11 protein-coding genes and 3 pseudogenes are annotated in these 11987 nt (G+C 64.2%); 11 read left to right on the top strand and 3 right to left on the bottom strand.

Annotated features, from left to right (window positions below):
* Positions 1-131: pseudogene (locus W823_RS57760) on the bottom strand (helix-turn-helix domain-containing protein); the annotation flags it as partial.
* Between the two features lie 741 nt (positions 132-872).
* Between W823_RS57760 and W823_RS59620 the strand changes: the two are divergent.
* A complete protein-coding gene (locus W823_RS59620; RefSeq protein WP_161634007.1) occupies positions 873-1922 on the top strand; it encodes a GAF domain-containing protein in 1050 nt (349 codons plus the stop codon).
* 84 nt (positions 1923-2006) lie between these two features.
* On the opposite strand, the gene W823_RS58820 is transcribed toward W823_RS59620, so the two are convergent.
* Both W823_RS58820 and W823_RS58815 read right to left on the bottom strand, forming a co-directional pair.
* Positions 2007-2267 (bottom strand): helix-turn-helix transcriptional regulator, encoded by a 261-nt coding sequence (locus W823_RS58820; protein WP_235189531.1) that lies wholly within the window; start codon positions 2265-2267, stop codon positions 2007-2009.
* A gap of 3 nt (positions 2268-2270) precedes the next feature.
* Positions 2271-2459, bottom strand: a pseudogene (locus W823_RS58815) (helix-turn-helix transcriptional regulator); the annotation flags it as partial.
* Between the two features lie 1392 nt (positions 2460-3851).
* On the opposite strand from W823_RS58815, the gene W823_RS43210 reads away from it, so the two are divergent.
* The 10 genes and pseudogenes from W823_RS43210 to W823_RS43175 all read left to right on the top strand — a co-directional run.
* Positions 3852-5351 carry a cutinase family protein gene (locus tag W823_RS43210; protein WP_023958324.1) on the top strand — a complete coding sequence of 500 codons (1500 nt, stop codon included), beginning with the start codon at positions 3852-3854 and terminating at the stop codon, positions 5349-5351.
* A 99-nt stretch (positions 5352-5450) separates the two neighbouring features.
* Positions 5451-6437, top strand: coding sequence for a hypothetical protein (locus tag W823_RS56600; RefSeq protein WP_023958320.1), 987 nt, complete (start codon positions 5451-5453; stop codon positions 6435-6437).
* A gap of 12 nt (positions 6438-6449) precedes the next feature.
* Positions 6450-6641 (top strand): hypothetical protein, encoded by a 192-nt coding sequence (locus tag W823_RS43205; protein ID WP_023958318.1) that lies wholly within the window; start codon positions 6450-6452, stop codon positions 6639-6641.
* 37 nt (positions 6642-6678) lie between these two features.
* Complete coding sequence (locus W823_RS43200) at positions 6679-7938, top strand: hypothetical protein (protein ID WP_152538062.1); 1260 nt, start codon at positions 6679-6681, stop codon at positions 7936-7938.
* Positions 7939-7992: 54 nt separating this feature from the next.
* Positions 7993-8646: a DUF6668 family protein gene (locus tag W823_RS56595; RefSeq protein WP_023958314.1), complete on the top strand. Its 654-nt coding sequence runs from the start codon at positions 7993-7995 to the stop codon at positions 8644-8646.
* Between the two features lie 60 nt (positions 8647-8706).
* Positions 8707-8994, top strand: a complete 288-nt coding sequence (locus tag W823_RS0129180) for a hypothetical protein (protein ID WP_031332337.1) — start codon at positions 8707-8709, stop codon at positions 8992-8994.
* Between the two features lie 30 nt (positions 8995-9024).
* Positions 9025-9288 carry a hypothetical protein gene (locus W823_RS43190; protein ID WP_023958312.1) on the top strand — a complete coding sequence of 88 codons (264 nt, stop codon included), beginning with the start codon at positions 9025-9027 and terminating at the stop codon, positions 9286-9288.
* A gap of 29 nt (positions 9289-9317) precedes the next feature.
* The gene (locus tag W823_RS43185; protein WP_051406516.1) at positions 9318-9902 is read left to right on the top strand and encodes a hypothetical protein; all 585 of its coding nucleotides are present in this window, start codon (positions 9318-9320) and stop codon (positions 9900-9902) included.
* Positions 9903-9904: 2 nt separating this feature from the next.
* Complete coding sequence (locus W823_RS56590; RefSeq protein ID WP_023958308.1) at positions 9905-10810, top strand: hypothetical protein; 906 nt, start codon at positions 9905-9907, stop codon at positions 10808-10810.
* Positions 10795-11987, top strand: a pseudogene (locus tag W823_RS43175) (hypothetical protein); the annotation flags it as partial. The gene W823_RS56590 and the pseudogene W823_RS43175, both read left to right, overlap by 16 nt.

Below are 11987 nucleotides of genomic sequence, written 5' to 3'. Positions count from 1 at the left end.
GGCGAGCGGGTGCCGTTGAGATAGGCGCGGACCGTTTTGCGGTCTCGGCCGGTGTGGCGGGCGATCGCCGAGATCGTCAACCCTCGTTTGTGCAGGGCGTGTACTTCCATATCGTCCTCCCATGTAAGCATGAGAAAGCGGGTCTCCTTCGAGTAGCTGATGAGTGGTCAGAGACCATCAGCATCGAGGGAGACCCGCCCTCGTTGGCGGTGCCACACGGGTGGGGAATTTCAGTGAGCGTTACTGGGGAATTTCAATGAGCGCCGTCAACCTGGCGGCCATGACTGGGCTCAACACCAGCGAACGGGTACCGGTGTCTAGCCGATGTTTGGACATGAAAAAGCCCCGTGCGTCGAATCGGATTCGACCACGGGGCTAGCAGGACGGCCCGGACGGGAATGTGCGTAACCAGGGTGCGCGACGCCTTACGGCGACATCAGCGTCTCCGTGGCGGGGTTGGGTACTACTTCCGATGGAATGCAGTGCTGCGCTAATTGGATTTAGCGCAGGATTCACCTGGCGGCGTTGCCATCACAATCGCGCGAGCACCGAACGATACAAGTGGGCACTTACGGGGCACCCGCACCACACGTGACCGCGGTGCCCCGTCCCGCGCCTATGAGATACAGCGAGGTACCTCACAGGTTTTGTGAGAATCAGCGCTTAACAAACAGTTGAGCCAGCGAGACGGGTGTTCATCCAGCGGTGGCGGCGTCATGGTTCATACGACCGGTACAACTTGGATCGACAAGCCGGAACATATGCGACAGTCGGCTGCATCGAAAGTTCCATGCTGCTAATTCAACCCCCCATCTGGGGGCGTTACACCGATGGGCCCACTCACACCGCTGGCCTGAACATAGAGGTCAGCCTTGTCCACTAACTGGCTTCTCGCAGAGACTTTCGGACACAGCGCGCCTTCCATCGTCGCGGTTGGCCGCTCGGCAAAGAAGTTTATACCGGCCCACCAACTTCTCCGGAGCAGTGCATCGAAGAACGCTGTCCGGTGCGCAATAACTGACCTCACTGCCGATCCCAGGCCGGTGAAGCGCTTCATCGGCGATGGCAGTCGTCGAGTTATTGCCGAGCCCATTCTCACACCCGCAAGACGAATCCATGGAGTCTGGCTCTGGATTGGTCCTGCTGACGAAGATCCGCCTCCCCACGATCAGGCTGGCGCCTGGACATACAGCTTGACCAACAGGACGGTGCAGGGGAGCGAGGACATGGCGAGACTGCTTGGTTCTCCGCGAGACTGTCAAGCGGCGACGGCGCCGGCTTCGGTGTTCCGTCGAGTTCGTACGGACGACGACGAAGGCACAGTTCTTGCCAAGATCGTTCGAGCCGATCCAGGCAACGAGCACCAATCCATATGGACCATCCAGAAGGTCGATGGAACCTTTCGCGCAGCACACATTTCGTGGCGGATCGTTAGTGATGCTGTTGACGCTGACGCGAACCGTAGCGGCCGAACGGAAACCAGCGTCCGGGGAATCGTGCACGATCTCGGCCCCCTCGAGCCCGCATCAATTGTTCTCAAACAGACCCTTGAACAGCGCGTCCTGGATGCCTTGACTTCAGAGGGAACCTATCGGGCGCTGGTGGATCCGCGCACCCTGACCCTCCTTCGCTGGTACCGCTCGGCACCAGTTCCTGGCCTCGCGTGGGAACGCACCGAAGGTTCTCCCGAACCTGGGGTACACCCGGACGATCGACGAAAAGCTCGGGAATTGCTTTCCAAACATGACCTCCATCGATCACGGGGGCGACTCCGTTTCAGGGCAACAGACGGTTCCTGGATGCCACTGGATCTCGATGCGACAACCGTCTGCCTGGATGAGCAAACCACTGCTGCGCTAGTCACAATCGCCAGACCCTCTGGTCATAGGCGATTCCGCGAAGGACCGCAACAAACTCGGTGAACGTCCATACACGTAGGTGGACAGAACTGGACACGCTCACCCGATCACGGAGAAAGATACTATGATTTTAAGTTGCGCGTAAACCTACAATCCTTGCGCGCGTGTTCGACGGTACTGCTGCGTACGACCCCAAGCTTCTTCAATCGACCGATCGGTCACCCCGTACGCCTGCGCCATCGCCTGAATGCGCTCGTCAGTCGGCGGTTTCTGGCCACGCTCAATCTCACCAAGCAGGGTCGGCGAGATCGCGATAAGTTTTGCCGCTTCGTTCTGCGACAAGGCCGCTAGCACGCGTAGATCCGCGAGGCGAACCTGCGAGGGAGGCAACGGGACGAGCGCGGCCACCGATGTCTCCAGTGCGGCCGCCAGTCGCCCCAACATTGCTGGGGGCGGAGTACTTCGACCAACCTCCCATGTGGAGACCGCTTGTCTGGACGAACCCACCTTCGCAGCGAGGTCGTCTGCACTCAAGCCAGCACGCACTCGAAGGTCCCGTAACCGGTCCGCGCGAAATCCTCGAACACCACTTCGCGGCATCTCGTTTCGCTTCCGGGTCGACCAACAGAACCCCCTCAGTCTGACTCAGCAAAGAGGTTGAAATGTCACCGTCGCGTTTTATAGTTGCGTGTTATAGTTGCATTGTTCATCGAGTACCTAACAGAAGGAATCCCAGATGAATCCGTTGCGCACTGTCTGCAAGTTGCTCTACAGTGCGGATGCGTGCCTTTCCGGGAGTCCTCGGTGTTTGTCGATCTCGACACCGCTTGTAGCGCGAGACGAAACACGGCCCGTGCCCTTCGGCCGTTCCTCATCGCCCGCCAGGAGCAACCGACCTATGAGCGCACCCGATCTCAACAACCCGTGTCTCGTTCTGCGGGGCAGAGACACGCGGCACATTAGGAGCGCGGCCAATCACGAGGGACATCACCTTGTCTGAGGCAGCAACTCAGTGGGTTCACGCATGCGAGGCGATCTGCATGAACCCCCAAGCGGGCGGCCTGTTTAGGTGCGCACGACCACCAGGACATTCCGGACCACACGAGAGCTTTGGCGCAGACGGGATCGTTTCTGCCCGTTGGCGATCCGTTCTCCCGCACCCGCGACATAGGTAGCGCCTTCCGCCATCGACGAATACGACTGATCTGAAGGGGGTCCACCCGACTCACCCACATAACTGAAACCGGTCCGAGCGCGTTCGAGATTGGCGTCCTGCGCGCGCTCGGACCGGGAACGTCTAACGCCATCCACAGGCTCGATGGTCGCTGACCCCTGGAGGGTAGGCGATCGTCGGCGCTTAAAGCGAGGAAGCGGCCTTTCATGCCGAACGATCAATCTTCCGGCCCGTCAACTCCGGCGAGCCACCCCAACATCACCTCGAGGCCTACTGCAAATTGCATCGGGAGAATGCCAGGTTTTCGCTGTGTTGATCCCGCAGCTATTCACGGCGGAGCGGCGACCTGCATGCTCGGCCACGCACTCGTTGAACTATGCCGACATAAGCCACGTCGAATGACCTCTCACAGCCGCAACCAGTGAGAAGAGACGACCCCCGGACGTACGCGGAGATTGTGGTCTGACGCATACGTACCGGGGGCCGTCGAACTGCCCAGCAATAGTTCCTCGATCACGCCGAGGGCGCGGCCGAGGTCTCTGCAACCAAAGTGAGCCATTCCAGCGTAGGCGGTCCGGTCGCGGTTGAAAAGCAGCCACCGGCGCCCGCCCAAACCTGTGACTGGCCGCCATCTTGCCCTTCACACCTCAATCCCACGCCGAAAGGACCGACAAGTGAAACGCCTGGCGGCACAACGCACACATTCACGCTCGTACCCGAGAGCAATCGCAGCAACCGTGGCCACAGCTGTCGTCGCAGCTACGGCGCTAGTCTCGGGCACAGGCGTGGCATCGGCCGAATCCTCATGCCCAGGCTTGATGGTCTACGGCATTCAGGGCACCGGACAGTCGAGCCCGGACGCGGACCCCGAGCAAGACGCAGGTTTCTTGTCCCGCGTGCTCACCCCCGCCATGCGCGAGGCCGGCGAGTACATGGACCGCGCGTACGTGCCCTACGACGCCGGTTTTGGCGGCGCAGTTCCGGGTGGAACCAAGCCGTATGCCGAGTCGGTCGACGGTGCGGTCACCACCGCGAAGAACTGGATCAAAGACAGAGCAACTGATTGCCCTGCAACGAAATTCGGGCTTGTCGGCTACTCGCAGGGGGCACACGCGGTGCGCGTCGTCCTCAACGACATCGTCAATGGTCAAACGGCCATCGACGCCGACAAGCTCGCTTTGGTCGCGAACTTCGGCGACCCCGGACGACCCGAAGGTGCCCCGCTGTTCCCAGGCCGTCCTGGCCAGTCTTCACCGTCCCCGGTGCCGGGAACCGTTGGTGAAGCCGTGTCACAGGTCATTGCGGCCGTGCCGAGCACCCCGCAGGGCGGTGGCATCGCACCTGAAGCAGATGTTGATGACACCGCCTACCAAGCCATTGCCGGCCGCTACCTGTCCTCCTGCACCGATGGCGATCTGGCCTGCGACGCACCAGCGAACGCGCCTCTGGCCCATCTGGTCACCAACATCGCTGGCCAGAGCGAACTCAACCCCGGCGATCCGCTCGGTTCGTTGTCGACCATCGCCGAAGCACTGGCGATGACCACCGTCAAAACGGCAGTTCCGCTGATCAACGAAGACATTCAGGCTCCCGAGAACAACCTTGAGTCGCTGTCCTATGAGCCGTCACAGACGCTCTCGCAGCGGCTGGCGACAGCATCGGACCCGCGTACACCGCTGCCGTCGATCTCAGACGCACTGTCGGCGGTCATCAAGGTTGGCACCATCGGGCTCAACGCAGTCAAGACTGTCGTGCAGACCGTCGCGACCCCCGAAACAATCGGTGCGCTCGCCGTTGCCGGCGCCACCAACCCGCTGGCCGTCGTCGGGATCCTCGGCGCCAAACTCGGCGAAGCCGCGGTCGCTCTAGCGCCACCGGCGACCCAAAAACGCTGGGTCTCGAACGCTTTTGATGCATTCAAAGCCGAACTGGGCGCGAACAAAGACCTGTTCGAGATCAGCTCACTCCTGAAGTATCGCGACGCCGCCAAACAGCACAGCTCCTACAGCGACGTCGCCGCCACACCGACAGGTGCACCGCCCACGACCTTGGTTGCGGACTGGATCACCGCCGCTGCCAAAGACATTGCGGGCCAGGAGACGACCACCAGCACCCGGACCTCCGGTCAGCTACTCAGCAGCTACCCGAGCGCGCCGTCGTCATCGCCGGCACTGTCCACCACCTCCAGCAGCGCCACGACCACTATCTCGACCACTGCTCCGGCCAGCGGCGTCTCTGAGCCCCCGAGCGTCAGTGCGAATCCAACGGTGAGCGGTGATCTTCCGCCGTTCATGACCGGAGAAGAGAGCAGCCAATGACCGCCACAAGTCGCACTGTGTGCGGCTTTGTGCCCGGCGGTGGCGATTACTTCACCACCGGTCCCGAGATCACCACAGCGTGCCCATTGGAGGTGTCTGATGACTGACCGTGAGACCGAGCAGGGCTGGGCGAGCGACCCCCAGGTAGCCCACTGGCTGGGCGAACATAACGCCCCCTCACCCGACACGACCACCTCGGCCGACCAACCGGTCGAGGCAGAGTCAGACTCTGCACAGTCCGGATGGTCCTCCGACACCACCGTGTGGGCCCAGAACGCAACGGTCAATGGCTGGCTCGACTCGGAACCCCCGGCCCACACCGAACTCGCCGATAACCCGGTTCACCCCGACGGGGCACGCGCTCCCGTCGAATCTGGCTACGACACGCAGATCACTGCACCGATGAGCCCGATCACCGCCACCGGACCACAGCCGACTCGGCCGTCGCCGCTGACAGCTCCAGCAGCGATACGCCCCATGGTCACTGCCGCACCGGATGTGGCCTCCCACTCTCCCCGCCGTCGGCCAAGTCGGCGCACGGTGGCGATGGGGGCGGCAGTGTTGGCCGCTGTCGTCGTGGTTCTGGGCCTGATCATCACCGTGGCTGCCTTCGTCGGCGATGCCAGCGATGACGGCGGTACCCCGATCGCGCAACCACCGGCCCCCTCTGCGGTGATCGCACCGCCGGCCACGCCCGAACAGGACGCTGACTGCCCCAACCGGTCAGAGAACGGCGTGATCACTGGCCGAGATCCTGGCGGCACCAGCAGTGGACCTGCGGTGATCAAGGCCTTCGAGCATGCCTACTTCGTGCAACGGTCCGGGGTTCAGGCGCGAGCGTTCGCAGCACCGTTGGCCCGGGTACCGACCGCCGAGCAAATCCAGACCGGCATCGATTCAGGCCTGGTGCCTGGAACTCGCCACTGCCTGGCGATCACCAGCCGCGGTGACGGCTTATGGGGCGTGGAACTGACCATGCTCCCCCCTGCCGCCGGTGAGCCCGTCAAGTCTCGGCAACTGTTCCAGACCGCCGAAGTCGAGGGCCGCACCCTCATCACTGCCATCACCAAAGACACCAATCAGTGAACGGAACACACCGTGGCTGCCACGAAACGACCTGTGCACGAACACTCTTCACCCGTCGATGTGTCGGCGTACACCGACACCGACATCGCCCGCTTCTTTGGCGCCCTCGGCGTTCCTGCTGACAAAGTCGACGCCCTGATCGCCGAGCGCCGCGCCGAAAACCGGCCCCCACCAACCGTTTCCGACCCCGCAAGTCACCGCTAACCCACTGCTCGTCAACCAACGAAAGGCACTACCGCTCATGAAATCGCCACGACACGCACTGCCCGAGACCCCCTGCACACCACCCTCATTTCCGCGCGACGCCCATATGCCGGTTCGGGCCCGGGCGATGGCTGCGATGGTGGTGACCGCAGTCGCTATCGGCGGCGCAGGCGCCCTGGCAGGCCCGGCATTTGCCGACCCCGAACAGCCCGGAGTGACCGACGTCCCGCAAACGTCAGAACAGCCCGGCATCACCGACCAACCTGTGGCACCCGCACCGGCACCGGCACCCGAGCCCGTGCCCGACTACGGCCCTGGCATCGTGCCCTCACCGCAGTGGGAAACCGCCCCGGTTATCTACACCGAACCCTCGGGCCCCCCGGCCACCGCGTACACCCCGCTGCCCCAGTCCGCGCCGACCCCGCCGCCGGCAGCGCCCGCGCAGCCCGCGCCGCCTCTCGCACCGATCCTGGTCAAAGACCCAGCAGCGGAAATCCGGGCGGGCAACTACGTCATCGATCGCCCCGACTGGGTGAGCCCGGAAGTAGCCATCTCCACCAACGAGTACATGGCCTACATCGAATGGCGACTCGCGCAGTTCTTTGAGTCGCAGGGCTTCCCCCGCGATGAAGCCGCGCGTCGTGCTGCTGCGGCAACCGCAGGGGCAGGTCTAGGTGGCTTCACTGGAGCACTGGCCCTAGGCGTTCCGACAGCGGTGCTCTTCTCGATCGTCGGTGCGGTCGGCGGCGGCGTCATCGGGTCGGTCGTCCCGCCCACCCCCTTCAACACCTTGCCCGGTATCGGCATCGGCGCCGCGGGCGGTGCCGCCCTGGGCTTCGGTCTCGGCGCGGTCGCCGGCGGATTGGCAGGTGGCCTGGCCGGTGGACTGCTGGGCTGGGCATTGGGTGCGGGCGATCCGAACGCTAACCCGGGCGCTCCGTGGGCACCCGAGCCCGCACCAGCACCGGCGCCGCTACCCAACCCTGAGGGCAACCAGTACCAACTGGTCCTCGATGCACCCGCAGCCGCCGACGCGGGCTTGCCAGCTGTCGACTACACCGTCGACACCGGCGGCGATGTGTCCTTCTCGGCCAACATCGCCGGCATCCCACCGATCAACGGTGGGTGGACCGCCGAGCAGGCACAAGCGCCGCTCCAGGCGCTTGGCCCCCTCGAGCAACCCGCCAAGGACGCGATCGCCGGGGCCACCAAACAGATCGGTGACGGGCTCACCCAGATCGTGGACGGCCTGCACATCAGCTACCCGCAGACCGTCTCGCCGGCACCGGCCGCGTGAGGACTGCCAGTCGATCCACCCCAGCACAGCGACCAACCAGGAGGCGATGAGCTGATGAGCACGGCCCCGATCACCCCGTCCGAGCAACCGATCACCGGCCCACAGCCCGTGATGGCGTTCACCGCGGGGGCCATTCGGCCTCCCGATGAGGCAGACATGCTCGACTGGCGCACCGAACCTGGTTCGCCCGCGTTGATCTGGGCCGTGGGATGCCACGGCGGGGCGGGAGTGTCCACCCTGGCCACCCAGCTCGCCCACGTCGGCGACAGCGGCCAACGATGGCCCGCTCGCCCCGACGAAGCCCCGTTCGTGGTTCTCATCGCACGCGAATCCGCGCGTGGCCTGGCCGCCGCCGAGGTGGCGGCCAGGCAGTACCACACCGGCCACGCACCCGGGCACACCCGGCTCCTGGGTTTGGTTCTCGTTGCCGCACAACCAAAACAGTCCTCGCTCACCGGGAAAAAGCCCGCTCCCTCGCTGCGGCGACATCGTGAACTGATCGTCACCCTGTTCGACCACATCTGGCGCATCGACTGGCACCCCTACCTGATCGAACGACCCCTCACCGACCTGCCCAGCGCCGGACCCGACGAACCGGTCGCCAAGAAGTTCGACCCAGCCACCCACGTCGCGCCCGACATCCTCACCCTCGGCCGCGAGCTCCGCGACCACGCCCGAGACGCCCTCCAACAGACCGCCACCCCCTGACCTCGTCGTCATCTTCCGCCACATCCCCTGCCCGCCTGGGCCCTACAGAAAGAGAAGTCAATGAGTATCCGCAGCACCGTTCAAGCAGCCAACGTGCACGTCACCAATGTGGCCTTCGACCCGATTCCGATTCCTGGCCTGTCGGACAAGTTCAACACCTTCGGTGGGTGGGCCATGTTCGCGGCCTACTTGGCCACCGGTGTCGCTCTCATCGTCGGCGGCGGCTACATCGCGTGGGACAAGATCACTGACCACGGCGGCGGCAAGGGCGTCAAAATCGCGGTCGGCTCGATCCTTGGAACCGCCGTCATTTCCTCTGCCAGCACCATCATCACGGCCGCACAGTAAGCCGCACGGGTCTGATCATGAGAGGTAGCAATGCATCTGACCACCACCGTGTGGGCAGCAGACCTTCCACCGGAGGTCAGCCAACCGTTCATCACCCTCGGCGGATACTTTCTGACCCTGCTGAACTTGTTCGCGGCAATTCACTTGATCTTCCTCGGGGCGAGCATCGCCTGGGAGAAGGTGAAGGATCGGCCGATGGCCGACATCGGCAGCGGCGAGTGGGCCACCAAGATCATCGTCGGGGTCTGGATCGCAGTCGTGGCCGGCGACATCGCCGCGGTGGCGCTCATCTGACCGTCCTGGTTGCGGCGCTGGTTGCCGTCGTGCTGGCGGTATCGGGGTGTGGCGGCGACAGCGGCGAGGACACCGCGCCCCAGCCCACTCCGGTGCGGTTGGACGCTCCGCCGACAAACCTGACCTGGGCCTCGTTCAACGGCATGTCCATCCCACAGGCTGACCAGGGACCGCGCACCCCCGACCAGCTCGCACCACGTGGGTTCGAGCAATCCCCGGCCGGGTCTGCGCTGGCGGCAATCAACGCCACCATTCGCATGTCGGTGGCGACCGATGATCAGTGGCCGCAAATTGTGCGCACGTTGCTCGCTCCTGGTCCGGCTCGAGATGCGTTCATCGCCAGTCGTATTCAGCTCTCGACCACTGACCTGGTGCCGGCCGGTCAAGCCCCGCTCGTGCTGGGCTGGCAGGTCACCGCGTTCACCCCGGAGCAGGCGGGTGTCGATGTGTTCACCCAACTGCCCGATCAATCGCTCGCGGTCAATCACACCACGGTGGTGTGGACCGGATTCGGCGACTGGGGGCTGCTACTGCCCGACGCCAACGCCGCCGCCCCTGCGGTGCAGACGATTTCAGCTGTTCCCGCCGGCGCAGTACGGATCAAAGGAGACTGACCATGTCGATGCCCGACCCCGCCGATGACCGGTCCCGGCTGCAACGCGCACGCGAGGTGCGCCACAGCGGCGGCTACAAAACCACTACGTTGCTGCTGTCGTCGCTGCTGATCGGCGCCATCATCCTCGGTGCCATCTACGTGGCGGTGTCGGGCAACGACGACAACAACAGCGCCCCTCCCCCGGTATTTCCCCAAGGCACCGGCGAGCCCTCTGCCCAGCCTGCCCCGGCCACCGAGCTACCCGCGGACGCCTTCGGTATCCCCACCACCGACTCACACGGCCGCCGGATCGAGACGCCCACCAACCCGCTCGGACAGGTGCTCCCGCAAACGGCCAAACCTTCCCCGTCAGGCAGCATCACCGATCCCGATGCGCCGCTGGAAGCGCCGAAAGGCTTGATGTGGCAACGCGTCAACGGCGCCCCGCTGGGTTTCTCCACCTCAGACGGACCCACCAGCATCGACAGCTCCGGGGTGCCAGCCGGGTTCTCCCACACCCCGCAAGGCGCTGTGCTGGCTATCTGGCAGATCTTTCAGCGGGCGGCATGGGGTCCAGGCGAACAAACCCAAGCAGTGGTGCGTGAGCGGTCGGTGGTCACTGCCCAGTCTCAGCCGGTCGTGGACCGAATGATCAATGGTCGAGAAGAGATCGAGCGCCTGCGCCCTCAGCTACCGGCAGGCATGTTCGATGTGCCTATCGCGGTCAAGGTGTCCAACTACGACAACGACTACGCCCACATCCAGATCGCGGTCCCCGCCTCACCGAACCGCAGCGACGGCGTCATCGCCGCCACCTACGCCTTCGACGTCATCTGGCGCGACGGCACCTGGAAATGGGTGGTTCCCAACGACGGCGCCGACACCGGCTCCACCATCGTCAGCCTCAGCGGGTGGTCACAGTGGTGACGGCAACCCTCGAGGCGGCGCCGCTGCCCGCGGCCCCACCCCTGGCACCTGAGTCGGTGATCGAACCTCTAGTCAGCGGCCCAGTGCTGCGGTGGGTCCGCCGCATGGCCGTCACCGTCGCCATGGCCCTAGTCCTGGCGACCGGTGGCGCGATGGTCACTGGCGGAGCGGGCCCGGCCGCTGCCAACCCGGTGTGCGACGGTGCCGGCGCGGTGATCGGTGTGGTCGTCGGGGAAGCCTGCGAGGCGGTCACCGATTTCGCTGGCGACAAAGCTGGTGACGCAGTCGATTCAGCGGTCGGCGGCACCTTCGAGAAGATCGTCAACTCGCTGCTCGACTCCTACCAAACAGTCCTGACCTGGGCATTGTCGTGGTGGATCCAACTCCCCACCCCCGAACTCGACAACACCAACACCCTGATGCAAGACATCCACGAACACATGGTGCAGATCCAGGTGATCGGGCTGACGTTCTCGCTGAAGTTCTTCGGCTTCCGGATGATCATCGACCGCAAACGCTCTTTGGCCGACGACGCCGAAGACGGATTCAAAATATTGATCCGGGCCGGATTGGCAGTCTCGGTGATTCCGCTGATGATCACCGTCGGCGGGCAAGCCTCCGACGCGTTCTCCACCTGGCTGGTCAGCGACGCCATCAATGCCGGCAACAACGACGGCGACATCATCAAGAACTTCCTCAAACTCAACCTGTTGACCGGATCTGCCTTCGGTACAACCGGACTGGGCATCCTGGGGTTCTTCGGCTTCCTCGGAGCCCTGGCACAGCTGGTGTTTCTGGTCGTGCGCCAGGCGATGCTGATGCTGGTCGTCGCCGCACTGCCGGTCGCTGCATCGTTCTCCGGGACCGGACCCGGCTCGCAAACCTATCAACGCCTCATCGGCTGGTCCGTCGCGTTCCTACTCTTCAAACCGGTGGGCGCATTGGTGTACTTCATCGCGTTCAAAGGCGCAGGGCAGAAAGACAACGAGCAGCAAGTAGTCCTGGGCATGGTGCTGATGGCGTTGTGCGCGTTCGTGTTGCCCTCCCTGATGCGGTTGGTCGCCCCCGCAATCGGCACCATGGGCGCGGGCGCATCAGGAGCTGCCGCCGGCGCAGCGGTCATCGGCACCGCCGCAGCGGCAGGCACCATGGCCGCCACCATGGGCGCAGGTGGCGG

This window comes from Williamsia sp. D3 (assembly GCF_000506245.1).
Classification (GTDB): Bacteria; Actinomycetota; Actinomycetes; order Mycobacteriales; family Mycobacteriaceae; genus Williamsia; species Williamsia muralis.
This window is presented reverse-complemented; position numbering and strand designations above follow the sequence as displayed.